Source organism: Flexivirga sp. (assembly GCF_035551235.1).
Classification (GTDB): domain Bacteria; phylum Actinomycetota; class Actinomycetes; order Actinomycetales; family Dermatophilaceae; genus Flexivirga.
Genome location: NZ_DASZNO010000030.1, coordinates 147,347 through 170,889 on the forward strand (window position 1 = coordinate 147,347; position 23,543 = coordinate 170,889).

Below are 23,543 nucleotides of genomic sequence, written 5' to 3' on the forward strand. Positions count from 1 at the left end.
GTCGATGACCGACCCTGCTCTGACACTGGAGAAGACGCCACCGGGGCGGCACCCGGATCACGACATCCTGATGCAACACCCGCAGCGTCGGGTGGTCGGCGACTGGATCATCAACGGCGTGGTCGTGCTGCTCGGCGTGGCGATCGTCGTCGCGGTGGCCACCAATGACCGATTCGGCTGGAACATCGCGTTCGAGTGGTTCTTCTCCCATCGGCTCGTGACGGGGCTGCTGCGGACGTTCGAACTCACCGCGATATCCATGGCGATCGGCATCGTCCTCGGCATCGCACTGGCGCTCGCTCGCACCGCGTCGAACCGCATGCTGAATGGCGCCGCCGGCGTCTTCGTGTGGTTCTTCCGCGGCGTGCCGGTCTTCGTCCAGCTCTTGTTCTGGGGTTTCATCGCGGCCCTCTATCCGCACATCGGTCCGTGGAGCGCGAATCAGCTGATCAGCCCGTTCATGGCCGCAATATTGGGCCTCGGTCTCAACGAATCGGCATACATGTCGGAGATCGTGCGCGCCGGACTGCTGAGTGTTCCGAACGGCCAGGCCGAGGCCGCCCGATCGCTGGGCCTGCGTCGGTTCACGACGTTCCGCACCGTGACGCTTCCGCAGGCCATGCGCTTCATCGTGCCGCCGACCGGGAACCAGACGATCTCGATGCTGAAGACCACGTCGCTCGTCAGCGTCCTCGCGTTCCCCGAGTTGCTCTACTCGGCGCAGGTCGTCTACAGCCAGAACTACCAGACGATTCCGCTGCTCATCGCGGCCAGTGCCTGGTACCTGATCGTCACGAGCGTGCTCAGTTTCGGACAGATGCTGATCGAACGTCACTACGGCCGCGGGGACCGGGGACGGTCACCGGGTCGATCGTCGGGTCGATCGTCGGGTCGATCGCTGACGTCCCGTGGTCCGTCGTTGAGGAGGAAGCGCGCATGACCTCGAGCGAACTCGTCGTGCAGGCGTGTCAGGTGCACAAATCCTTCGGCGCCGTCGAGGTGCTCAAGGGCGTCGACCTGTCCGTTCCCCGCGGTGGTGTCACCGGCATCATCGGGCCGTCCGGGTCGGGGAAGACCACGTTCCTGCGATGCATGAACCGGTTGGAGGAGGTCGACTCCGGTTACATCCTCGTCAACGGCGAACCCATGGGTGTCACCGTCCGCAACGGCCGGCCCGTGCAAGCAACGGATGCCCAACTGGCGAAGGCCCGTGAGAACGTCGGCATGGTCTTCCAGTCGTTCAACCTGTTTCCGCACATGACGGTGCTGGAGAACCTCATCCTCGCGCCGATGAAGGTGCGGAAGGAGTCGCGTTCGGATGCCGTGGAGCATGCCCGCGAACTACTGGACTGGGTGGGCCTGGGGGACCGCACCGGCTCCTATCCGAGCCAGCTGTCCGGCGGCCAGCAACAACGCATCGCGATCGCCAGAGCGTTGGCCATGCGGCCCACTCTCATGCTCTTCGACGAGCCGACCTCGGCACTCGACCCGGAACTTGTCGGCGACGTCCTCGACGTCATGCGGAAGCTCGCCGACGGCGGTATGACGATGGTCGTCGTCACCCACGAGATCGGTTTCGTCCGCGAGGTCGCCGACGACCTGGTGTTCATGGACGGTGGCGTCATCGTCGAGGAGGGCGATCCGCGCGAGGTCACGCGCAATCCACAACACGAGCGCACCCGCAGGTTCCTGCATCGCGTCCTGGCGTGATCCGGGCGACCGACGTGCACTGCCGAAACGAACCGAAGAAGAGAAGGAAGCCTTGAATACCAAGTGGATTGTCAGCATCGACGACTATCGGCGTGCGGCGCGACGCAAGCTACCGAAGATGATCTACGACTATCTCGAGGGTGGCGCGCTGGACGAGTCGACGGTGCGGGCCAACCGCGAGAGCCTGGACGCGCTCCTGCTGAAGCAGCGCAACTTCGTCGATCTCACGGGACTGGACACCACGACGACGCTGCTGGGCACCGAGGTCACGATGCCCCTGCTGGTCTCACCGATGGGAATGCTCACGATCTTCGACTCGGGGTCGGACGTCGCCGTCGCGAACGCCGCGGCAGCGGCGGGAAGCATTTTCGTGCACAGTGCCTGGGCCGGCTGCTCGATCGAAGAGGTCGTCGGCAGCACACCGGCGACGGTGTGGGCCCAGGTGGGGCTCTGGAAGGACACACGCGAGGTGGCCGACTACCTGGACCGGGTGGAGGCGCTCGGTGTGGACACCATCGTCATCGCCGGCGACGTCAGCTCGTCCAGTAAGCGCGAGCGGGACCTGCACCACGGGATGTCGATGCCGCCACGACCGCCGGTGGTGGACTACCTGCGCACCGCCACCAAACCGGGTTGGATCTGGAAGTGGCGCACCGGCCGAGCGATGACCTACGGCAACTACAGCGTCGATTCACGACCGATGAACATGTCGGAGATGAACAAGTGGATGGCGGACAACAAGAACAAGGCGGTGACCTGGTCCGACATCCAGGACATCCGCCGGCGCTGGTCCGGCAAGGTCGTCATCAAGGGGATCATGAACGGCGAGGACGCGAAACGAGCGGTGCACGAAGGTGTCGACGCCGTCTTCGTGTCCAACCACGGCGGGCGACAGTTCGACGCACAACCGGCCACGATCGACGTGCTGCCGGAGGTCGTCGAGGCGGTCGATGGCGGGGCGCAGGTCTTCCTCGACGGCGGAATCCGCCGCGGCCACGACATCGTCAAGGCGATGGCCCTCGGCGCCGACGCGGTGATGGCGGGGCGGCCCTTCGCATCCGCGCTGGCGGCCCGGGGTCAGGCCGGCGTCGAGCACGCCTTCGCGGTCTACCGCGAGGAACTGATCGGTGCGATGGGTTTCGTCGGAGCGCGGCGGGTTGCCGAGATCGACCGGTCGGTGCTGTGGAATGTAGCCGGACGTCCGACCACACCGTGTCACGATGTTCCGCTGCCACTCGATCGGATTCGTCAGGAGCGATGAACCATGCCCGATGCCCAACGCGGGACCAGGAGCCGGCTCATGGGGCGCCAGGTCCTGACCGACCAGGTCTTCGAGGCGATCCTTGCGCAACTGTTGGACAACGAGGTTCCCGCCGGTGCGAGCCTGACGATCGATCGGCTGGCTCGCGACTTCGGCGTGTCGATCACGCCGGTGCGCGAGGCTCTCGCGCGCTTGGAGACAACCGGGATGGTTCGCCGCGAAGCGCTGCGTGGCTATCGGGTGGCGCCGGCTCCGACGCCTGCCGAGGTACGTGACCTGCTGGAGGCACGGCGCATGCTCGAGCCGGAGCTCGCCGCACGGGCCGTCGCGAGTGCCCCGCCGACGCTGGTGGCGGACCTCGAGCGGATCAGTGCCGACCTCGACCGGGCGCAGGCAGGTGGCGACGCATTCGCCGACTGGCGCCCGTACTGGAATGCCGACGAGGTGTTCCACCGCCGGATCGCGGAGGCCGTGGGCAGCGACGCGATGCTGCGCATGTACCTCTCCACCGAGGGCTACACCCAGCGGTTCCGGCTGCTGGTCCACAACCAGATGAGCGGCGAATACACCGTCGAGGAGCACCGCAAGATCGTCGACGCCGCTCGCCACGGATCGCCCGAGGACGCCCGGCAGGCGATGCTGCAGCACATCGACGGCATCACCCGCCGAGCCCTCGAGCTGCCGATGTTCGCGAGCGAGGGCGGGTCAGGACAGTGAATCGCCCTGCTGCAGGACAGTCGGTGCGGGCTGCTCGGCGGCCAGCGACGCGAGCAGTTGCAGGCGCTCCCTGGAGGGTGACCCGGGCTCCGCGGTGTAGACCATCAGCACCAGCCCGGGCTCGGCGGTGATCGCGAGTTCCTCGTAGGCGAGCACGAGTTCGCCGACATCGGGATGGTGGAAACGCTTGGTGCCGGTGCCATGGGTGCGGACGTCGTGCGACGCCCACAGCGTCCGGAAGGTCGTGCTCCGGGTGGAGAGCTCCCCGACCAGGTCCTGCAGCCCGCGGTCGTGCGGGTCGCGGCCCGCTTCGGCGCGCATGATCGCGACACACATCTCGGCGAAGACGTCCCAGTTCGGATAGAAGTCCCGGGACGCGGGGTCGAGGAACTGGAAGCGGGCGAGGTTCGGTGTGCGTCCGCCGTCACCGATGAGCGGCTGGTAGAAGATCCGGCCGATCGCGTTGGTGGCCAGCAGGTCCTGCTGCGGATTGCGCACGAACGCAACGCCGTCGGTGATGGCCTCGAGCGCCCACTGCAGGCTCGGGCGCGACGTGGTCTGCCTGGTCGGACGACGCCGGTTGCGCCCCGAAGCCGGTATGCCGTCAGCCGCGCGCGCCAGGTCGAGCAGGTGGGCTCGCTCGGTGTCATCCAGCTGCAGCGCGCCGGCGATCGAGTCCAGGACCGATGCGGACGCTCCGGCGATCGCACCGCGCTCCAGTTTGGCGTAGTACTCGACGCTCACGCCCGCGAGCAGCGCGACCTCGGTCCGCCGCAGCCCCGCCACCCGCCGGTTCGACCCGGGCGCGAGCCCCACCTGGGCCGGCGTGACCTTGGCGCGCCGGGACATCAGGAACTCCCGCACTTCGGCTCGATTGTCCATACCGCCGAGGATAGGTTCGCCGCGAGCCACCGTGGGATGCCCTGGCAGTACACCCCTCGACAGTGACTCCCACGACGTCGTCCCGACCCGTCTACTGGATGACGTGACCACTTCTCCCACCGGCCGTCTCCGTCGGCAACTCCCGACGCTCCTGCTCCTGCTGACGGTGTTCGGGCCGATCTCGATGGACCTCTACCTGCCCGCGTTGCCGTCGTTGACCCACGAGCTGGGCGCGGCGACGTCCATGGCGCAACTGACCGTGACCGCATGCCTGATCGGCCTGGCCCTCGGCCAGCTCGTCGCCGGCCCGCTGTCCGATCGCTTCGGTCGCGCCACCCCGTTGTATGCCGGGCTGGTCGCCTACGTCCTGGCCTCGCTGCTCTGCGCGGTCAGTCCGACGGTCGAGTCGCTGGTCGCGGCCCGGCTGGTCCAGGGCCTGGCCGGCGGGGTCGGCATCGTGATCGCCCAGGCCGCCGGGCGCGACATCTACTCCGGCGGTGCGCTGATCCGCTACTACGGCCGGCTGACGGTCCTCGGCGGACTGGCCGCGATCATCGGCCCGCTGGCCGGCGGCCAGCTCGTGCGGGTCACCGACTGGCGTGGCCTGTTCGTCTTCCTGGCGGCGGCCGGTGTCGTCATACTCGCTGCGACTGCCCTGGTCTACCGCGAGACGCTGCCCGCGCCACACCGTACGTCGGGCGGCTTCGCCCAGACCGGACGCGATTTCCGGGTGCTGCTGGCCAACCGCCGGTTCGTCGGCGCGGTGCTGGTGCAGGGCCTGACCTACGCGGCCCTGTTCGCTTACCTGTCGGGCGCGACATACGTGTTGCAGGGGATCTACGGCCTGTCGCCGCAGCAGTATGCGCTGGCGTTCGGCCTCAACTCGGCGGGCTTCATGGTCTTCGGGTACGTCGCCGGCCGCACCAGCGAACGCCGGAGCGTGACCGGCACGCTGGCGGTCGGCCTGGCGATGTGCGCCGCGGGTGCCCTCGGGCTGCTCGTCACCGGGCTGGCGGCGTTGCCGCTGCCCGCCGTGCTCGTGTCGCTGCTGGTCATGGTCAGCGGGGTCGCCGTCACCACGCCGCCCGCCACCACCCTCGCGCTGGCCGACTACCCGCAGATCGCCGGGACCGCGTCCTCGCTGCTGGGTATGGCGCGCTTCGCCGTCGGCGGGATATCCGCTCCGCTGGTGGGGATCGCGGGCGCCGCCACCATGGTGCCGCTGGGCGTCGTCACCACCGGGTCGGTCGTGCTCGCGGTGGGAGCGTTCGCACTGCTGCGCGGCGGCCGCACGCGGCCCGAACCCCGCTCAGCGGTCGACGAGCCCGCGCTCGCCGGCACGCACTGATCCTCGCCATTCAACAAGTCCCGCCACACGATCAAGGAGAACTCATCATGCGTGGAGTCATCATGCGAGCCCCGGGCGACATCCGTGTCGAAAACCGTGACGAGCCAACCATTCTCGAGCCCACCGACGCGATCATCCGCCTCGTGGCGACCTGCGTCTGCGGGTCCGACTTGTGGCCCTACCGTGGCGCCGAACCCGCCGATCACCTCGCCATGGGGCACGAGTATGTCGGCATCGTCGAGGAGATCGGCGACCAGGTGAAGACGCTGACCGTGGGCGACTTCGTCGTCGGATCGTTCGTGATCTCGGACAATACCTGCGAGATCTGCCAGGCCGGCTACCAATCCCGTTGTGTGCATGCGGAATTCGTGCACGGCACGATCGGCACGCAGGCCGAGCGGGCTCGCATCCCACTGGCCGACGGGACTCTGGTCGCCACGCCCGGACAGCCGGACGCGGACCTGATCCCGTCCCTGCTGGCGGCCTCGGATGTGCTCGGCACCGGCTGGTTCGCTGCCGTCGCCGCGGAGGCCGGCCCCGGCAAGACCGTCGCGGTCGTCGGCGACGGCGCGGTCGGGCTGCTCGCCGTACTCGCCGCTCGGCAGCTCGGCGCGGAGCGGATCATCGCGATGAGCCGGCACGAGTCGCGTCAGGCGCTGGCCCGCGAGTTCGGCGCCACCGACATCGTCGAACAGCGCGGCGATGAGGGTGTCGCCCGGATCAAGGAGCTCACGGGCGGGCTCGGCGCGCACTCGGTCATCGAGGCCGTCGGCACCCAGGAGTCGATGATGCAGGCCATCCGCGCCACGCGGCCCGGTGGTCACGTCGGGTATGTCGGTGTCTCGCACGACGTGCAACTGCCCGGCGACGAGCTCTTCTTCTCCGGCGTCCACCTGCACGGCGGGCCGGCCCCGGTGCGGCAGTACCTGCCCGAGTTGATCGACCTGATCTGGCGGCGAAAGATCAATCCCGGCAAGGTTTTCGACCTCACCCTGCCCCTCGACCGGGCCGCCGACGGCTACCGGGCGATGGACCAGCGCCGGGCGATCAAGGTTTTGCTGCAACCGTGAACACCCGCCCCATCGGGGCACTGATGACCAGCAGAGAGGAACGGAATATGAAGATCACACCCAGCGGCGGACGGACGGCTCCCGGCCCGGAGGACTGGTTCACCGGCGATGTGCTCATCGACGGCGTCAGGAACCCCGACGAGCAGTCCGCGATCGGCTGCGCGCACGTGCGGTTCGCCCCCGGCGCCCGCACCGCATGGCACTCCCACCCGAAGGGCCAGACGCTCTATGTCACCGACGGCATCGGGTTCGTCGCCCGCCGCGGCGGCGAGGTCACCGAGATACGGCCCGGCGACGTCGTATTCATCGAGCCGGGTGAGGAGCACTGGCACGGCGCCACAGCCGACCGCTTCATGGCACACATCGCCATGCAGGAGGCCGACGAGCGCGGCGAGGTCGTGACCTGGTTGGAGCACGTGGGCGACGACGAGTACGGCGCCGGGATCCGGTGACCGGCGTCAGGCCACCCGGCAGGCAGGTCCTACGGCGCGGTCAGCTTGTCCAGCAGGCGCGGAACCTGTTGTAACGCAAGCCGTTCCGCGTCGTCGAGGCGCTCGCGGATGGCGGTGGCGAGCAGGTCACGGCGTGCTTTCCGGTCACGATCGATCGCCGCCGTTCCGGCTGCGGTGATCGTGATCAGCTGGGCGCGTGCGTCGCGCGGGTCGGCCTCGCGCCGGACCAGACCGAGCGCCTCGACGTCCTTGACCGCACGGCTCATCGCCTGGTGCCGCACGGCGCGGCCGGCGGCCAGGTCGGCGATCGTCTGCGGCCCGTCGCGATCGAGCTGCCCGAGGAGCTCGGCCCGGGCGCGGGGTAGCGCGTCGGCCCGGCCCCGGGTGGCACGCACCAGGCGGCCGATGGCCTGCCGGAGTTGCTCGGCCAGCTCCTGGTCCGGGTCTTCGGCGCCGCGAATGGCGTTCACAGCTCGAGGGATTCGCCGGGGGCGAGATTGTGCAGCGGGGTCTGCGTCAATCCATCGGGGCCGAGGAACATCGTCATCGAACGCCGGCCGATCTCGCTGAGCATGACGTCGTGGATCGGCACGCTCCGCCGCGGGCCGACGGCCGTGACGAAGTCGATCGCCTCACCGACCTTGGTCCACGGGCCGCTGGTCGGCACGAGCAGCGTGTCGACCGGAAACGGTGGCACGGCATACGAATCGCCGGGGTGGAATACCTTTCCGCCGATCAGGTAGCCGAGGTTCTCCGGCACCGCGATCCCCTCGTGTATGGCGCCGTGCGGCGCGGCGACGGCCTGCACCTCGAGCCCGTCGAGGTCGAGTCGTCCGTCCGTCACGACGTGGACGCGCGCCGGCTCCGCACCGGCATCGATGAGCGCCTTGGCCGCCGACGCGGGGCCGAACACCTCCAGGCGCGATCGGCTCGCCATACGACCGGCCACCAGCTGTAGGTCGAGGTGGTCGAAGTGGTCGTGGGTGACCAGCACGACGTCCGCGCTGTCGAGCGCCGCGGATGCCTCCGGCGTGAACGCCCCCGGGTCGACCAGGACCGACAGTCCGGCATGTGCCAGTTGAACGCAGGCGTGCGAGTGCTTCGTCAGGAGCACGGATCCTCCTTGTATACGGCAATATATACAGCAATGTTGTATATAAGGATATCGGACGATGCCCCGGGATCGACGGCCGGTGGTTGCGCTCGAACCTCAGGACGACGCGAGCAGCGCGCCGAACATTCCGTCGACATCGTCGAGTAGTTGCTCGCGCGGTGGGTCGTAATCGCTGATCACCCAGTCGACGGCGATCTGGATGCCCGCGCCGACGAGGGCGTCGCCGAGGAAGCGCCGCTGTCGCCCGTCGACGGTCACTCCGATCGTCGCGGCCAGTCGGTCGCACAGCTCGTCACCGACCGATCGCGCGTAGGAGCGATACAGCCCATCGACCCGCTCACTGACGCCCAGCACCTCGAAGAGATGCACCCGTGAGCGGACCGGGTTGTCCTGCACCCAGCCGAGGAAGCCGTCGATGAAGCCACGCACCACGGCGAGCGGATCGTCGCCGCCGCGTGAGAAGAGCGACTGCTTGAGGTCCGCCACCACCACTTCGTAGACCGCGCACAGCAGATCTTCGAGGGTGGCGAACGACTCGTAGAAATAACGCTTGTTCAGGCCGGCCGTGTCGCACACGCCACCGACGGTCGCCGCGCGGAAGCCACTGGTGCCGAACAACGCGATCCCCGCGTCGATGAGTCGCTCGCGCCGGGCGGACTGGCGCGCCTCACGACTTGCGCCGGCATACGGACGCGCTTGCTCTCCCATGCAGTGATCTTGACAACTTCGCCGACCCATCGCAAACTGGCACGACTTCGTACCAGAAAGGTCGACATGTCCTCACCACTTCCGGGCGACGCAGCGCTGAACGCCGCTCGCCGGACTCGCGAGCTCGCCGAGTTGGCATCCGGCGAGGGCGTCGACGTGCTGGTGGTCGGCGGCGGGATCACCGGTGTCGGTGTCGCACTGGACGCCGTCAGCCGCGGACTGAGCGTCGCACTCGTCGAGCGTCGTGACCTCGCCTTCGGCACGAGTCGCTGGAGCTCCAAGCTCGCGCACGGCGGCCTGCGGTACCTGGCGAAGCTGGACGTCCCGATCGCCTGGGAGTCCGCGGTCGAACGCGGTCACCTGATGAGTGACATCGCACCGCACCTCGTGCGCCCGATGGCGATGCTGCTGCCGCTGCACGGTGGTGTCAGTCACTTCAGCGCGACAGTCGCCGGCGCCGGCTTCGTCGCCGGCGACCTACTGCGTATGGCGGCGCGGACACCCAGGTCATTGCTGCCACACCCGAGCCGCGTGCCCCCTCATCTCGTACGGCGGCTGGCTCCCGCGACCGCGGCGCAGGGCCTGCGCGGGGGACTGCTCAGCTGGGACGGCCAGCTCATCGACGATGCGCGACTCGTGGTCACCATCGCCCGGACGGCCGCGGCATACGGCGCGCGCATCCTCACCTACGCGAACGTCACGTCGATCGAGCCGGGCCGAGCGCACGTGACCGACGAGATCACCGGCGCCCAGCTCACGATCCGCGCGACGCAGATCATCAATGCTGCTGGGGTCTGGGCAGATTCGCTTTCCGACGAGGTCGAGCTGGCGCCGAGCAAGGGCTCGCACCTGCTGGTCCGTGCCGAGCGACTCGGCCGGCCGACGGCGGCCGTCACGGCGCCGGTGCCCGGTCATTTCGGCCGGTTCGTCTTCGCCGTTCCGTGGCACGACGACCTCGTCATGATCGGCCTGACCGACGACCCGTATGACGGCGCCATCCCGGAGCGGGCCCGGCCCGACGAGGGGGAGCAGTCGTTCCTGCTCGACACGATCAACGCCGTGCTTGCGGACCCGCTCACCCCCGATGACGTGGTCGGCAGCTACGCCGGGTTCCGGCCCCTGCTCAAAGGCAGCGCCGACTCCAGCGCCGACCTCTCCCGCAAGCACGCTCTCGTGCGCGACTCGCGCACCGGTGCACTCACCATCGTCGGAGGCAAGCTCACGGCATACCGGCGTATGGCGCAGGACGCCGTCGACGCCGCCGTCGAGTCGGCCGGCCTCACTGCCGCCCCGTGCCGCACGACGCACCTGGCGCTCGCGGGCGCCGGGGTTCCCTCCACCGGGCTGTCCGAGCGGTTGATCGACCGCTACGGCACCGACGCGGCCACCGTGACGTCGTACGCCACCGGGAACGCCGCACTGAGCGAGCCCGTCCGCACCGGAATTCCGTTGAGTGGCGCGGAGATTCGCTTCGCCGTCGAGCACGAGCTGGCGCTGACGGTCGAGGACGTCGTCGACCGCCGGACCCGCTGGGGCCTGGTCGACGCCGACCGGGCAGACCTGGTCACCGCAGTACAGCAGCACGCCCCCGAACTCATCGAGACCAACCAGGAAGAAGGCTGACCGCATGGACAACACAGAACCGCGAATGCGTTGGTGGGGGTGGGGCGAGGACGGCAACGACGGTCCCGTGAAGCCCGGCGCCCGCGCGATGCTGACCGAGGCCTGTGGCTGGCCCGAGGACGTCGACAACCCGCCCGTTGCACTGGAGGACGTTCACCTCCCTGTCAATGCGTTGCCCGTCAGCGCACGAGAGCGGTTCGAGTCCGCCGTCGGTTCGGCATACGTCCGCGATGACCACGCGACGCGGGTGTCGCACGCCGCCGGCCGCAGCTACCCCGACCTCGTCCGGTTGCGCAGCGGCGACGTGCCCTTCGCCCCCGACGCGGTGCTCTACCCGGCCTCCTCGCAGGAGGTCGACGAGCTGCTGGCGATCTGCCACGACGAGCACATCGCGGTCGTCCCGTTCGGCGGTGGCACCAGCGTCGTCGGCGGCATCGACGCATTCCGTCCCGGCTTCGACAGCTGCATCTGCATCAGCCTGGCGCGGCTGGACCAGATCCTCTCCATCGACGAGGAGTCGCTGACCGCGACGGTGCAGGCCGGTGTCTTCGGCCCGGACCTCGAAAAGAAGCTGCAGGCAAAGGGATTCACCCTCGGCCACTTCCCGCAGTCGTTCGAGTTCAGCACCGTCGGCGGCTGGGTCGCGACCCGCTCGGCCGGCCAGCAGTCGACCGGTTACGGCCGCATCGACGAGAACGTCTTCGGCCTGCGCTGCTCGACGCCGACCGGTGTCGTCGAGCTGGACACCATCCCCGCGACGGCCGCCGGTCCCAACCCCCGGCAGGTCTTCGTCGGCAGCGAGGGCACGCTCGGCATCATCACCGAGGCCACGCTGCGCATCAAGCGCCAGCCGGAGGCGACCCTGCCCGACGCGTTCTTCTTCCCCGACTTCGCCTCCGGCGCGGCAGCGCTGCGTGAGATGGAGCAGAGCGGGCTGCACCCCGACATCGCGCGCCTGTCCGACATCAACGAGACCGCATTCGGGTTGGCGCAGCTCGGCAGCGGGCTGCAGCGCAAGGGCCTGCTGGCCTACCTGCGCGCGCGGGGCATCAAGACGCCCTGCCTGATGGCGCTGCGGTATGACGGACGCAAGCCCGAGGCCAAGGCGCGCAAGGCTGCGGGTCGATCGATCGCCAAGAACCACAACGGTATTGCGCTGGGCGGCGCCCCGGAGACGATGTGGGAGAAGCACCGCTTCTCGACGCCATACCTGCGCGACACCCTCCTGACGCACGGCATGCTCGTGGACACCATGGAGACGTCCGCGCCGTGGAGCAAGATCGACGAACTGCACGAGTCGATCCGGGTCGAGATGGAGGACGCACTCCGAGCGCAGGGCACACCGGGCTTCGTGCTCTGTCACATCTCGCACCTCTACACCGCCGGATGCTCGCTCTATTTCACGGTTTTCGCGCAGCAGAAGGCTGATGACGTGATGGCGCAGTGGAAGGCCCTGAAGTCTGCCGCGGGCGACGCGATGATCGCCGGCGGCGCCACGAGCACGCACCACCACGGCTGCGGCGCCGACCATGCGCCCTGGATGTTCCAGGAGAACGGCGACCTGTGGGTCCGGATGCTGCGTGCCGCCAAGGCGGAAGTCGACCCGGCCGGGATCATGAACCCCGGCAAGCTGATGAACGGACCGGAAGCGCTATGACCTCAACAGTTCCCGTCATCCTCAACCCCTCCGCGCGCAACGGCGCCGTGCAGGAGCGTGTCGGACCACTGCGGGCCGCCTTCGCCACGCACGGGCTGGACGCAGAGCTCGTCGAGAGCAGGAGTGAGACGCACGCCACCGAACTCGCCGCCGGGTTCGCGGCGCAGGGTGCGCCCGTTGTCGTCTCGCTCGGCGGCGACGGCATGGTCCGCGCGGTTGCGGCCGGGCTGGTCGACACGGACGCCTCGCTCGGCATCATCGCCGGTGGTCGCGGCAACGACTTCATCGGCAAGCTCGGCATCCCGAAGGATGTCGCGGCGGCCGCCGCGATCGTCGCCGACGGCAAGGACCGCACCATCGACGTCCTGGACCTCGACGGTCGCATCTGCGTCGGCAACGTCAGCCTCGGTATGGACTCCACCGTGCAGCACCACGCCGACAACGCCCGCCGGATCAAGGGCCACTGGGTCTACCTGTATGGCGTGATCCGCGCGGTGGCGCAGCCACAACGCATCGACCTGGTGCTGACCATCGATGGCGAGCGCTCCGAGTTCCGTGGCTACTCAGCGGGTTTCGCCAACTCGGGCCGGTATGGCGGTGGCTTGAAGCTGTCGCCCGAGGCGGAGGTCGATGACGGTCTGATCGACGTCGTGCTGCTGCGTGACGTCTTCCTGCCCAAGCTCGGTGTGGAGCTGGCGGCGTTCAACCTCGGCAAGCACGACCGGCACCCCGACATCGGCTTCAGCCACGCACGCGAGGTGCGCATCGAGGCAGCGCCCGGCGCCGAGCCGATCGAGATCTTCGCCGACGGCGATGCGGTCGCGCACACGCCCGCCACCGTGCGAATCCGCCCGCAGTCGTTGACAGTTCGGGTTCCGGCCGACAGCTGACCGACGCAGTTCCGAGTGACGCGGTTCAGAGTGACGGCGTGCGCGGCGGCGCGATCCGGCGCGGCCTGATCGCCTCGAAGGCGGCGGCGTGCCGGAGCAGGGCCGTGTCGTCATACGCACGGCCGGCGAAGGTCAGGCCGACCGGCATACCGATGTCGGCCATGACCCCCAGAGGCACGGTCACGGTCGGTATGCCGAGGTGGCGGATCACCAGGTTGCCGTTGGCGACCCAGGTGCCGTTGCGCCAGGCCAGGTCCGCGGACGCCGGGTTGACGTCGGTGTCGGCGGGACCGACGTCGGCGACGGCCGGGAAGACCACGGCGTCCAGCTCGAGGTCCGTCATCCATTCCTCGAGGTCGACCTGCCTGGTGCGCTCCAGACCGGCCAGCCCGTCCGGGAGCGTCGCCATCTCCGCCAACGTCGCACCGGGGTGGGTGCGCACCCAGTCGGGGTAGGTCGTGATGTCGTCCGGGAAGCCGGTGTAGCGGTCCAGTTCGCCCTCGGGGTGCGGGAAGATCGTGGCGCCGTCGACGGAGGCCAGCGAGGACAGCTTCGGGTCGCCGTTCGCGGCCAGGAAGTCCTCCCACGACCACGCCGACAGGTCCTCGATCTCCTGGGCGAGGAAGTCCGGGCTGACGAAGCCGCGGGTGCTGATCGTCGGTGCGCCGGCCCGGTCGCCCTCGTAGTTCGAGACGACCGGGAAGTCGACCTCGACGACGGTCGCGCCGGCGGCCTCGAGGTCGGCGCGCGCTGCCTCCCACAGGTCGATCACCGAGGCGCGGGTCTCGATGCGCTCGCCGGTCGGGCCGCCGATCGTCGTCCCGGTGCCCGCGTCCGGGTCCGCGTTCACATACATCCGCGGTATGCCGAGCCGTCTGCCGGCAAGCGAAACGCCTTCGCGTAGCGCGACATACGACGGTGGACGGACGGTCGACGAGGCAGGGATGTCCACCCACGGCTGCACCCGCCAGAAGTCCCCGCGGGTGTCGGCATCGTCGGCGACGATGACGTCCAGCACCTCCAGCAGGTCCGCCATGGTGCGCGTGTGCGGGACCACGACGTCCATCGTGGGGACCAGCGGCCAGTTGCCGCGGACCGAGATCACGCCCCGTGACGGCGTGTAGGCGCACAACCCGTTGTTGGACGCCGGGCCGCGGCCACTGGACCACGTCTCCTCACCCAGCCCGAACGCCGCGAAGCTGGCGGCGGTGGCCGTGCCGGATCCGTTGGACGAGCCGGATGCGAAGGGCGCAGTGAGGAATTCGGCGTTGTAGGGGCTCTCCGCCCGGCCGTAGAGGCCGCGCTGCATCCCGCCGTTCGCCATCGGCGGCATGTTGGTCAGCCCGAGACAGATCGCGCCGGCGGCGCGCAACCGCTCGATGGTGAACGCGTCGCGCTGCGCCACCAGGTCGGCGAAGGCCGGGCTGCCCGCGGCCGCGGTGAGTCCCTCGACCAGGTAGCTGTCCTTGGCCGTGTAGGGGATGCCGTCCAGCGGACCCAGCACCTCGCCGGCGGCACGCCGCCGGTCCGATGCCTCGGCCTCGGCGCGCGCCGCCGGGTTGGGGACGATGACGGCGTTCAGCGCGGTCGCCGTGCCCGGCCCGTCATACGCCTCGATGCGCGCCAGGTAGGCGTCGACGAGCTCGACGGCCGTCGCCTCACCCGACGCGAGGGCGGCTCGCAGGTCCGCGATGGAGCGTTCGACGACATCGATCACTGAGGTCTCCTGCCGATCGGTGGGTCCGGGCTTTCCGTGCGATGCAGCGCCGGCTCCGCCGAATTGTATGGCGCTCCCGACGCCCCGTTGACCCGGTACAAACTGGCGGTTAACAAGACACCAGGCAGGTCAGGAGTGCGAAACTGATTTACGTCCGGGTGCACCCCTGGCGCCCGCACGATGTGGAGGCACGACATGGCTCAGCAGTTTCCGATCAGTCGACGCACCGTTCTCCGCGCGGGAGGGGTGATCGGCGGCGGGCTGGCGCTCGGTGTGGCGTCGACGCACCCGGCCCGGGCCGCTGAGGTGGATCCGCCGTGGTTCGCCAAGCTGTCGCCGGAGCAGCAGGTCGGGCAGCGGGTGATCTTCTCCTACCCGGGTGCCACGCCGTCCGATGTGCTGATGCAGTCCATCAGGGACGGGCTCGTCGGCGGGCTGATCTTCTTCGGCGAGAACATCCTCAGCCTCTCGCAGATTGCGGATGTGGTGACCGAGCTGCGGGCCGCGCACGCGCAGAGCCCGACGAGCGGGTCGCCGTTCCTGCTGATGACCGACCAGGAGGGCGGTGTCGTCCGCCGGCTGCGCGGCCAGATGCCGATCCTGTCCGAGAAGCAGATCGGCGCCTCCGCGGATCCGCTCGCCGAGGCGACGAAGGCCGGCACCGGCGCCGGCGAGGCACTCAAGGCCGTCGGCATGAACCTCAACCTCGCACCGGTGGAGGACGTCTACCGGGTGGAAGGCAACTTCGACGACCGCTTCGGCCGTTCCTACAGCTCCGACCCCGTCGTGTGCGGGACGCTCGGTGCGGCCTTCGTCCGCGCCCAGCAGGCAACCGGTGTCGCGGCCACCGCGAAGCACTATCCCGGACTCGGCGCGGCGACACGTGACGAGAACACCGACCTCGGCGTCGTCACCCTGACCCAGTCCGCCGACGAGATCCGCTCGGTCGACGAGCTCCCGTTCACCCCTGTGATCGACGCGGGTGTCCAGTTGGTGATGACCTCGTGGGCGACATACCCGGCGATCGACGCCGACTACCCGGCCGGCCTGTCGAAGACCTTCGTCGGTGGCGACCTGCGCGGCCGGCAGCGCTTCCAGGGCGTGACGATCACCGACGCGCTCGAGGCCGGTGCGCTCGAGCCGTTCGGGGACACCGGCGAGCGGTCCGTCCTCGCCGCGGAGGCCGGCATGGACCTGTTGCTCTGCTCGGGCCGCGACGTCGGTCAGGGTGACGCCGCCGTCAGTGCGGTGACCGCGGCACTGCGAAGTGGCCGGCTCAACCCCGGGCATTTCGTCATCGCGCTCAACCGGATCCGGCGGTTGCGCGACAGCCTCAGCTGAGGCGCGCCGCCCGCGCCATACTGAATGCGATCGGGCGGGTACGACGCAAGGAGTCGCGACATGGCAGCAAAAGGGCTCGTCCCACCATTCGACCGGGACAGCGCAACCGCGAAAGTGCGTGCGGCGGAAGACCTTTGGAACACGCGCGATCCGGAGAAGGTCGCCGCGGCATACGCACCGGACAGTCGCTGGCGCAACCGGACGACGTGGGTGCACGGGTATGACGAGATCGTCGCGTTCCTGATCCAGAAGTGGGACCGCGAGCGCGACTACCGGCTGATCAAGGAGCTGTGGGCGTTCGGCGGCAACCGGATCGCCGTGCGGTTCGCGTCGGAGTCGATGGGCAAGGACGGCCTCTGGTATCGCTCCTACGGCAACGAGCAGTGGCAGTTCGACGCCGAGGGGCGCTGCCAGTTCCGGCACGCCAGCATCAACGATCTGCAGATCGACGAGTCGGATCGCCTCTACCGCTGGGACGCCCCGGGCCCGCGCCCGCCGGATCATCCCGGGCTGACCGACCTCGGGCTCTGACCACGATTGACCGGCATACAAGCGCATTGACCGGCGTACGAAATTCACCGAATTTCGTACGCCTGTCAACGCTGAAGTATGCCGCTCAATCAGGATTCGGACGTTCCGATTCGATGACGACTGCGGCGCCGGCGCTCGCAGGTCAACACTGAGGCGTATGACGAAATAGACCCGACTGGGTGGCGGAGCACTGACAGCTTCGTTGCTGATGCCCACCGGGCTGTGGCTCGGCGCCGCTCGGCGCCGGCGGCAACCGCAACGCCCGGATTCGCTTCAGCGACAAGATGTTTCGCTCCAGTAACCAGGTCGAAAGGTCCGACGCCGTAAAGAACCCTGCCGTGGGCACCGGGGACGTCGGAGGGTGCGATCTAGCGCCGGTGAATTCGAATCTTTGTGCGCAATACCCTGTACGCAAGCGACCGGTTTTGGTATCCTGTAGATACGCGAAAACGCAAGTGGGGGAAGGGGATTCGGCGATGAACATTAATTCGATGATGCGCGATCCGGGTCCTGTTTGCGACGCTGGCGACCCGGAGTAATTGCTGGGCGCGGAGCCGGGTCGTGGGCCGGAGGTGCTTGCCATCTTGCGTGCCGCCGCGCGGGTGGTGGACGAGGTCCCTGGCGCGATGCATCAGTTGGGTGAGGAGCAGGAGAACGAGTTGGTGTCCGTCCTGTTGCGACTGCATGGGCGGTCCGCGCAGGTCGCGACCATCGTCACCTCGGATGCAGTGGGGCGGGGCACAGTCGAGAAGGCTCCTGCTGCTACGACGAGCCAGTGGCTGATGGGTCACTTGGCCGGTGGGGTGCCGGTCGAACCGAAGACGGTCCGGGCGATGGCCTCGGTGGCCGATGCGTGCCGGGCACGGAAGAACCAAGTGATCGCACGGGCCTTGCGGGACGGCGCCTGTTCGGTCGAATCCGCACGCACCGCCCTGACACAGGCGGACAAGGTGGGACCCGTTATCCCGACCGCGGACCGGGACGAGATCCTGGGCTGGTTTCTGCAACTCGACCCCGCACTCGGTGCTGCCGGGGTGACCCAGTTGACGCGGCGGATCATCGCCAAGTTCGCCCCCGACGAGTTGTCTGACAAGGACGAGAAACTCGAGAAGACCGAATCGTTGACCTGGTCCACCACGGCGACCGGGATGTCGCGCCTCGTGGCGGAGTTGTCGCCTGCGAACGCCGCGATCCTTAAAGAAGCGATCACCGCCAAATCCGCACCGAGGCCTGCGAAGCCTGCGGACGACAAGGTGGGGGATGCGGGTAGAGTAGCGGCGGAGGAGCGTAGCGGGGGAGACGGCGTATCGAGACCCGATGATGTGTCGACCGGATCGAGCCGGACCGGCGGGACCGGTGCCGCGTTCGGGCTCCGCCCCGATGGCGGGCAAGAAGAGTCCGACGCGTCGACCGGTTCGGGATCGGCGACGGGCTCCGGTGACGCGGTGCGGGATGAACGGTCGCCGGGTAAGCGGCGGGCCGACGCGCTGATGGAGCTGGTCGGCGCGGGTGCCCGAGTGGCGAGCGGTGAGGGCACCCAAGCCAGTGCTGCGACAGTGTTGTTGACGATGAGCCTGCAGGACCTGCTCGCCGGGCACGGGGCGACCACGGGCAACGGTGACATCGTCGATGCGGGTGCGGCTCGCCGGTTCGCGTGTAGTGCGGATCTGATCCCCGCCGTGCTCGGCGGACTCAGCCAACCACTCGATGTGGGTCGGCGAGAACGCCTGGCCACCAAAGCCATTAGGGCAGCAGTGATCCTGCGCGACGGCGGCTGCACCTTCCCAGGGTGTGACCGGCCACCGGGTTTCTGCGAGATTCACCACGTGACACCGTGGTGGGCCGGCGGCGACACTTCCCTCGCCGATTCCGCGTTGCTGTGCGGCCGCCACCATCAGACCGTGCACCGGCAGGGTTACACCGCCGAGGTTCATCCCGACCGGGTCGAATGGGACCTGACACCGGGCCGCATGCCCGGCCACCACAACACCGCCGCCTGAACGCGAACCGCGACAGCCACCTCGGGACACCGAAGCGTCGGTAGACGGTGCAACTCGCGACTTTTGGGGAGCAGGTACTCCGGCGTCCTCGCATTCCACTGCGAGATGGTGGTGTTGGCACGCGATTCCTATCCCGCATGGGGCGGCCAGCTTTTGGAACGTGCCCAGCAGAGAGGTCCAGCCGGACGAGTCACCGTCGCGGGGCGTCGTGCGAGAGTTGCGCGAGGAGAGCGGCATACAGGTGGCAGGACCTACTGTCTGAGTCCCGTCCTCGCACGCCCAGGATTGACCGGCATACAAGCGCATTGACCGGCGTACTGAATTCGGTGAATCACCTACGCCGGTCAACGCTGAGGTACGCCGCTCAATCAGGATTCGGATTTGCGAACGGTTCTGTAAGAACGGCTCAGCTCACCGTGAACCAGGACGACCCTCGAAGCTGTCGCCGGGATCACGCGGACGTGTTCGACGCCCGCGGTTCCGCGACGTGAGTGGCGCACCCACTCACCAAGGGCGAAGGAACAGCCATGAAGGTCATCACCAGGACGCTCGCCGTCACCGGATCAATTGCAACGGCAGCAGTTTTCGCGGCAGCACCGGCGAGCGCCGCAACCGGGCACAGCGGTGCGGCATACCGCAGCGGCCCGACGAGCGGGGTCGTGTTCGTGCAGAACGACAACCCGGCGGGCAACACCGTCGTCGCCTACGACCGCACCGCGGACGGCGGGCTGGCGAAGGTCGGCTCCTATCCCACCGGCGGCCTCGGCGGGGTGCTGTCGGGATCGGTCGTCGATCACCTGGCCAGCCAGGGATCGCTCGGCTACGACCGGTCGTCCCGTTCGCTGTATGCCGTCAACGCGGGCAGCAACACGCTGACGTCATACAGCGTCTCCGGCGACCGGTTGACCCGCCGCCAGGTGGTGCCGACCGGCGGAGACTTCCCGGTCAGCGTCGCCGCGCAGGGCAACCTCGTCTTCGTGCTCAACGCACGGGACGGCGGCTCGCTGTCGGGTTACCTGCGCGTCGGCGGCGCGCTGTTGCCGATCCCGGCCTGGCACCGTGAACTGCACCTGAACACCTCGGCGCCAGGTCAGGCGGACGAATTCGTTTCAACGCCAGGCCAAGTCGGCTTCACGCCGGACGGCCGCGACCTGATCGTGTCGACCAAGAACGGCGGGAACACGTTGGAGACGTTCCCGATCGGCCTCTTCGGACCGTCAGCCCGACCGGTCACCACCGCGCTGCCCGGAGCAGTGCCGTTCGGCTTCGCCTTCGACAGCCGCGGCCACCTCGTGCTGAGCGAGGCGGGCACGAACAGCGTTGCCACCTTTGCGGTTTCGCGCCGCGGCACGGTCACGCCGATCGACTCTGCCGCGACCGGGCAGGCCGCCACCTGCTGGATCGCCACGACCGGTGACCAGGTCTACGCATCGAATGCCGGCAGCGGCACGCTCTCGCGCTACTCGACCTCGGTCCCCGGCGCGTTGACCAGCCGCGGCCTGACTGCCACCGATCCCGGCACCGTCGACGCCGCAGCGTCATCGGACGGCCGCTACCTCTACGTCCAGACGGGAGCCAACGGCATCGTCGATGCCTATCGCATCCAGCCGAACGGGTCTCTGGCCAGGACCGGCTCCGTCACCGTCCCGAATGCCGTTGGCGCAGAAGGGATCGTCGCACTCTGAGCCGTCCACCACGTGAGCGGGCGGCGGTGTGCGCGGTCGTCAGGCTCGTGCCTCGCCATACATCTCGCGAATGGTGTCTGCTGCCCGCTCCGTGATGACATTGCGCTTCATCTTCAGAGTCGGTGTCAGGTCGCCGGACTCGACGGTCCACTCGGTCGGCAGTAGCCGCCATTCGCGGACGGACTCGGCGCCGGACACCAGCTTGTTGGTCGCCGCGACCTGCTCCCCGATGGCGGCGAGCACGTCGGGGTGCGTGCCGAGGTCGTCGTCGTCGCGGATGCCGTTGTTCCGCGCCCAGTACGCGGCGCCGTCCTTGTCGAGCGTGAGCAGGGCGGCGACGAAGGGACGGTCGTTGCCCACGACGAGCGCCTGACCGATGAGCGGGTGCTGGGTCAGGCTGTCCTCGAGCATGTCCGGTGCGATGTGCTTGCCGTCGGTGGTGACGATGAGGTCCCTGGACCGGCCGATGATCCGCAGGTGCCCGTCCTCGAAGCTGCCGAGGTCGCCCGTGCGACACCAGCCGTCGACGGTCAGCGCCTCCCGGGTCGCCTCCGGGTTGCTGCAGTAGCCGGTCATCGCCTGCGGCGCCAGGATCAGCACCTCGCCGTCCGGGCCGAGCGTCATCCGCACACCCGGGACGGGCGGACCGACCGTGCCGATCTTGGCCCCACCGGGCGGGTTGACGTTCGTGATGCCGACCTCGGTGAGTCCGTAGCCTTCGAGGATCTCGAAGCCGACCCCCTCGAAGAACCGACTGAGGTGCGGGCTCAGCGCACTTCCGCCGGAGATGATCGTCCGGCACTCGCCGCCAAGGGCGTCCCGCAGTTTCCGGTAGACCAACCGGTCGTACCACCGGTACTTCAACCGGGTGCCCAGTCCGGGCGACGGGGTGCTCGCGAACTCGACAGCGGTCCGCTCCGCCGCGGCGAAGATGCGGCCGGCCCGACGGCCCTTGGCCTGAGCGCTCGCGGCTGCGGCGGCGTAGACCCGCTCGAAGACACGGGGCACGGACCCGACGAAGGTGGGCCGGTGCAACCTGAACGCCTCCCCGAGGTGCTTCATGTCGGGCTCGTGCACCAGCTCGTAGCGCGCCAACAGCGTTGCCGCCTCGATCACCTGGCCGAAGATGTGCGCCAGCGGCAGCATGAGGACGGTGCGGGGTCGGTCGCCGCGCTCGACCGCCTCACGGATCACGCTGAGCGACGCGTCGGCACTGTGGAGGAACGCGGCGTGGCTGATCTCGCACCCCTTGGGGCGCCCCGTCGTGCCCGAGGTGTAGACGATCGAATGCAGGTCGGTCTCGTTGACCGCACCGGCACGCACGTCGAGCGTCGCCTCGTTGACTCCCGACGCGGCCTCCTCGATCTGGGCCAGGGCGTCGTCGTCGACGACCAGGACGTCGGGTCGTATGTCGGTCGACAGGCTGTCGACGCCGGATGCGGCGCGCAGGTCCGAACTCTCGACGATGAGGAGTCGCGCGCCGGAGTTGGTGAGGATCCACTCGACCTGGTCGGCGGAGGCCGTGTCATAGATCGGTGCAACGGTGACACCGACGTAGGTGCACGCCCAGGACACCAGCGTCCACTCGTAGCGGGTGCGGCACATGATGGCCACCCGGTCGCCGGGCTTCAGGCCGAGCCCGATCAGGCCACGCGCCAGCACACGGATGCGCTCGCGCAGTCCTTGTGCCGTGACTTCCGTCCAGCGCTCCACCGGCGCCGAGGTGTCCCCGTCCGGTGGCACCAGCAACACCACGGTGTCGGGCTCCTCCGCGATCCAGTCCACGGCGAGTGGAGCCGTGCGCGGGAAGGTGTGCACCTCCGGTCCGCCGTCCAGCTCGGTGACGGTTGCCGGCTTGAACATGTCTTGGCTGGTCATCAGCGCAGCGTCTCCGGGATCTCAAAGCGTGTGTCGGCCCCGGTGACAATCTCCCGCACCGCAGGTCGTTGGAACGTCATGAAGGTCAACGTTAGGCGGTGACGGTGCACTGATGCGACGCAGCAGGTCACGCAGTTTCCCGTGGCGGAAACCGGTGCGCGCAACTCAGGTCAGCAGCACGATGTCATGGGCAGGTCTCGTCCAATTTGACCACTGAGAAGTCGACGGCCGTGTCCTCGGTGAATGTCGTTCCGGCCCTTGGTGTTTGAGCGCACACCCGCAAGTCCCTGTCCCAAAGCTGCATCCGGTCTGCGCCCAGTGCGTCGGTCGATGTGCTGTAGAACAGAGGGTTGCCGCTCACGAGCTGGATGTCGTCCTGCGCTGCCTGCAAGGTCTTGCCCTTCTCGTCCGGCATCGTCCACGAGGTCGGCGCAGCGGTGACGCTCTTGGTCGGGTGCTGCGTCCTGGACGGCTTTGTAACGGTCTTCGCCGGTGCTTTGGTGTGCGTCGCCTTCGGTGTAGCAGTGACCGTCACGGTGGCGGGTGCTGCAGGTGACTTGCTTGCCGACGTGGTCGGCGAGGCAGCGGCGTTATCGGACGAGTTGTCCTGTGGGCTCAGAGCGCTCGCTATCCCACCGATGGCGAAGAACGCAACGACGGCCGCAGCGGTGATCTGAACCCAGCGGCGTTTCCACCACGGCCGCGCAGGCTTCGCTAGCGGCGCTGGCTGCTCGGCCCACTGCTGCTGGGCCCTGGGAATGGGTTGAGTTGCAGAGGCGAGGTTCTCGGCGGGGGCGAACTGTTCGGTCCACTGGTTGCCGTCCCAATACCTTTGGCGGGGCGAGCCTTGCGGGTCCGGGTACCAGCCGGCCGGGGTCTGGTTGTTCATCCGCATTCCTGTCATGACGGGGGTATGGCGGAGATCGACGCGCTACTACGTGCAGGACATCCTGGGTCGG

Annotated in this window: 21 protein-coding genes; 14 read left to right on the forward strand and 7 right to left on the reverse strand. The window is 68.6% G+C overall.

Annotated elements, in window-relative coordinates; translation table 11 throughout:
• The first annotated feature begins 4 nt into the window (after window positions 1-4).
• The 4 genes from VG502_RS10875 to VG502_RS10890 are packed head-to-tail and all read left to right on the forward strand — an operon-like array spanning window position 5 to window position 3,688.
• Complete coding sequence (locus VG502_RS10875; protein ID WP_325550066.1) at window positions 5-940, forward strand: amino acid ABC transporter permease; 936 nt, start codon at window positions 5-7, stop codon at window positions 938-940.
• Window positions 937-1,710, forward strand: coding sequence for an amino acid ABC transporter ATP-binding protein (locus tag VG502_RS10880; RefSeq protein ID WP_325550067.1), 774 nt, complete (start codon window positions 937-939; stop codon window positions 1,708-1,710). Before VG502_RS10875 ends, VG502_RS10880 begins: the two co-directional genes overlap by 4 nt.
• A gap of 52 nt (window positions 1,711-1,762) precedes the next feature.
• Entirely contained in the window at window positions 1,763-2,971 is a 1,209-nt protein-coding gene (locus VG502_RS10885; RefSeq protein WP_325550068.1) for an alpha-hydroxy acid oxidase, read from the forward strand.
• Window positions 2,972-3,010: 39 nt separating this feature from the next.
• Window positions 3,011-3,688 carry a GntR family transcriptional regulator gene (locus VG502_RS10890; RefSeq protein ID WP_325550069.1) on the forward strand — a complete coding sequence of 226 codons (678 nt, stop codon included), beginning with the start codon at window positions 3,011-3,013 and terminating at the stop codon, window positions 3,686-3,688.
• On the opposite strand, the gene VG502_RS10895 is transcribed toward VG502_RS10890, so the two are convergent.
• On the reverse strand, window positions 3,677-4,570 hold the full coding sequence (locus VG502_RS10895; protein WP_325550070.1) for a helix-turn-helix transcriptional regulator: 894 nt from the start codon (window positions 4,568-4,570) through the stop codon (window positions 3,677-3,679). The two genes, VG502_RS10890 and VG502_RS10895, sit on opposite strands and share 12 nt — an antisense overlap.
• A gap of 103 nt (window positions 4,571-4,673) precedes the next feature.
• Here VG502_RS10895 and VG502_RS10900 point away from each other — a divergent pair, with 103 nt between their 5' ends.
• The 3 genes from VG502_RS10900 to VG502_RS10910 are packed head-to-tail and all read left to right on the forward strand — an operon-like array spanning window position 4,674 to window position 7,440.
• Window positions 4,674-5,918, forward strand: coding sequence for a multidrug effflux MFS transporter (locus tag VG502_RS10900; protein ID WP_325550071.1), 1,245 nt, complete (start codon window positions 4,674-4,676; stop codon window positions 5,916-5,918).
• A 47-nt stretch (window positions 5,919-5,965) separates the two neighbouring features.
• The gene (locus VG502_RS10905; RefSeq protein WP_325550072.1) at window positions 5,966-6,988 is read left to right on the forward strand and encodes a zinc-dependent alcohol dehydrogenase family protein; all 1,023 of its coding nucleotides are present in this window, start codon (window positions 5,966-5,968) and stop codon (window positions 6,986-6,988) included.
• 47 nt (window positions 6,989-7,035) lie between these two features.
• Window positions 7,036-7,440 carry a (R)-mandelonitrile lyase gene (locus VG502_RS10910; RefSeq protein WP_325550073.1) on the forward strand — a complete coding sequence of 135 codons (405 nt, stop codon included), beginning with the start codon at window positions 7,036-7,038 and terminating at the stop codon, window positions 7,438-7,440.
• Between the two features lie 29 nt (window positions 7,441-7,469).
• Here VG502_RS10910 and VG502_RS10915 read toward each other — a convergent pair whose 3' ends face one another.
• The 3 genes from VG502_RS10915 to VG502_RS10925 all read right to left on the reverse strand — a co-directional run bounded on the left by VG502_RS10915 (window position 7,470) and on the right by VG502_RS10925 (window position 9,262).
• On the reverse strand, window positions 7,470-7,910 hold the full coding sequence (locus VG502_RS10915; RefSeq protein WP_325550074.1) for a MarR family winged helix-turn-helix transcriptional regulator: 441 nt from the start codon (window positions 7,908-7,910) through the stop codon (window positions 7,470-7,472).
• Complete coding sequence (locus VG502_RS10920) at window positions 7,907-8,554, reverse strand: MBL fold metallo-hydrolase (RefSeq protein WP_325550075.1); 648 nt, start codon at window positions 8,552-8,554, stop codon at window positions 7,907-7,909. Before VG502_RS10920 ends, VG502_RS10915 begins: the two co-directional genes overlap by 4 nt.
• Window positions 8,555-8,650: 96 nt before the next feature.
• A complete protein-coding gene (locus VG502_RS10925) occupies window positions 8,651-9,262 on the reverse strand; it encodes a TetR/AcrR family transcriptional regulator (RefSeq protein ID WP_325550076.1) in 612 nt (203 codons plus the stop codon).
• Window positions 9,263-9,328: 66 nt separating this feature from the next.
• Here VG502_RS10925 and VG502_RS10930 point away from each other — a divergent pair, with 66 nt between their 5' ends.
• Genes VG502_RS10930 through VG502_RS10940 form a run of 3 tightly spaced genes read left to right on the forward strand, consistent with a single transcriptional unit; the run spans window position 9,329 to window position 13,432 of the window.
• On the forward strand, window positions 9,329-10,885 hold the full coding sequence (locus VG502_RS10930; protein ID WP_325550077.1) for a glycerol-3-phosphate dehydrogenase/oxidase: 1,557 nt from the start codon (window positions 9,329-9,331) through the stop codon (window positions 10,883-10,885).
• Window positions 10,886-10,889: 4 nt separating this feature from the next.
• Window positions 10,890-12,542, forward strand: a complete 1,653-nt coding sequence (locus tag VG502_RS10935) for an FAD-binding oxidoreductase (RefSeq protein ID WP_325550078.1) — start codon at window positions 10,890-10,892, stop codon at window positions 12,540-12,542.
• Complete coding sequence (locus VG502_RS10940) at window positions 12,539-13,432, forward strand: diacylglycerol/lipid kinase family protein (RefSeq protein ID WP_325550079.1); 894 nt, start codon at window positions 12,539-12,541, stop codon at window positions 13,430-13,432. Before VG502_RS10935 ends, VG502_RS10940 begins: the two co-directional genes overlap by 4 nt.
• Window positions 13,433-13,457: 25 nt before the next feature.
• Here VG502_RS10940 and VG502_RS10945 read toward each other — a convergent pair whose 3' ends face one another.
• Window positions 13,458-15,149, reverse strand: a complete 1,692-nt coding sequence (locus VG502_RS10945) for an amidase (protein ID WP_325550080.1) — start codon at window positions 15,147-15,149, stop codon at window positions 13,458-13,460.
• A gap of 195 nt (window positions 15,150-15,344) precedes the next feature.
• Here VG502_RS10945 and VG502_RS10950 point away from each other — a divergent pair, with 195 nt between their 5' ends.
• The 4 genes from VG502_RS10950 to VG502_RS10965 all read left to right on the forward strand — a co-directional run bounded on the left by VG502_RS10950 (window position 15,345) and on the right by VG502_RS10965 (window position 20,706).
• Window positions 15,345-16,490 (forward strand): glycoside hydrolase family 3 N-terminal domain-containing protein, encoded by a 1,146-nt coding sequence (locus tag VG502_RS10950; RefSeq protein ID WP_325550081.1) that lies wholly within the window; start codon window positions 15,345-15,347, stop codon window positions 16,488-16,490.
• A gap of 60 nt (window positions 16,491-16,550) precedes the next feature.
• Window positions 16,551-17,021, forward strand: coding sequence for a nuclear transport factor 2 family protein (locus tag VG502_RS10955; RefSeq protein WP_325550082.1), 471 nt, complete (start codon window positions 16,551-16,553; stop codon window positions 17,019-17,021).
• A gap of 572 nt (window positions 17,022-17,593) precedes the next feature.
• Complete coding sequence (locus tag VG502_RS10960; RefSeq protein WP_325550083.1) at window positions 17,594-19,021, forward strand: HNH endonuclease signature motif containing protein; 1,428 nt, start codon at window positions 17,594-17,596, stop codon at window positions 19,019-19,021.
• A 527-nt stretch (window positions 19,022-19,548) separates the two neighbouring features.
• Window positions 19,549-20,706, forward strand: a complete 1,158-nt coding sequence (locus VG502_RS10965; protein ID WP_325550084.1) for a lactonase family protein — start codon at window positions 19,549-19,551, stop codon at window positions 20,704-20,706.
• A 39-nt stretch (window positions 20,707-20,745) separates the two neighbouring features.
• Here VG502_RS10965 and VG502_RS10970 read toward each other — a convergent pair whose 3' ends face one another.
• Together VG502_RS10970 and VG502_RS10975 are read right to left on the reverse strand one after the other, a co-directional pair.
• Window positions 20,746-22,584 (reverse strand): AMP-dependent synthetase/ligase, encoded by a 1,839-nt coding sequence (locus tag VG502_RS10970; protein WP_325550085.1) that lies wholly within the window; start codon window positions 22,582-22,584, stop codon window positions 20,746-20,748.
• 184 nt (window positions 22,585-22,768) lie between these two features.
• A complete protein-coding gene (locus VG502_RS10975; protein WP_325550086.1) occupies window positions 22,769-23,473 on the reverse strand; it encodes a DUF2510 domain-containing protein in 705 nt (234 codons plus the stop codon).
• Window positions 23,474-23,543: the final 70 nt, after the last annotated feature.

Coding starts and splice junctions, on each gene's coding strand:
- VG502_RS10875 (WP_325550066.1), top strand. CDS start 5: ATGACCGACCCTGCTCTGACACTGGAGAAGACGCCACCGGGGCGGCAC.
- VG502_RS10880 (WP_325550067.1), top strand. CDS start 937: ATGACCTCGAGCGAACTCGTCGTGCAGGCGTGTCAGGTGCACAAATCC.
- VG502_RS10890 (WP_325550069.1), top strand. CDS start 3,011: ATGGGGCGCCAGGTCCTGACCGACCAGGTCTTCGAGGCGATCCTTGCG.
- VG502_RS10895 (WP_325550070.1), bottom strand. CDS start 4,570: ATGGACAATCGAGCCGAAGTGCGGGAGTTCCTGATGTCCCGGCGCGCC.
- VG502_RS10905 (WP_325550072.1), top strand. CDS start 5,966: ATGCGTGGAGTCATCATGCGAGCCCCGGGCGACATCCGTGTCGAAAAC.
- VG502_RS10910 (WP_325550073.1), top strand. CDS start 7,036: ATGAAGATCACACCCAGCGGCGGACGGACGGCTCCCGGCCCGGAGGAC.
- VG502_RS10925 (WP_325550076.1), bottom strand. CDS start 9,262: ATGGGAGAGCAAGCGCGTCCGTATGCCGGCGCAAGTCGTGAGGCGCGC.
- VG502_RS10930 (WP_325550077.1), top strand. CDS start 9,329: ATGTCCTCACCACTTCCGGGCGACGCAGCGCTGAACGCCGCTCGCCGG.
- VG502_RS10935 (WP_325550078.1), top strand. CDS start 10,890: ATGGACAACACAGAACCGCGAATGCGTTGGTGGGGGTGGGGCGAGGAC.
- VG502_RS10940 (WP_325550079.1), top strand. CDS start 12,539: ATGACCTCAACAGTTCCCGTCATCCTCAACCCCTCCGCGCGCAACGGC.
- VG502_RS10950 (WP_325550081.1), top strand. CDS start 15,345: ATGGCTCAGCAGTTTCCGATCAGTCGACGCACCGTTCTCCGCGCGGGA.
- VG502_RS10955 (WP_325550082.1), top strand. CDS start 16,551: ATGGCAGCAAAAGGGCTCGTCCCACCATTCGACCGGGACAGCGCAACC.
- VG502_RS10965 (WP_325550084.1), top strand. CDS start 19,549: ATGAAGGTCATCACCAGGACGCTCGCCGTCACCGGATCAATTGCAACG.
- VG502_RS10970 (WP_325550085.1), bottom strand. CDS start 22,584: ATGACCAGCCAAGACATGTTCAAGCCGGCAACCGTCACCGAGCTGGAC.
- VG502_RS10975 (WP_325550086.1), bottom strand. CDS start 23,473: ATGAACAACCAGACCCCGGCCGGCTGGTACCCGGACCCGCAAGGCTCG.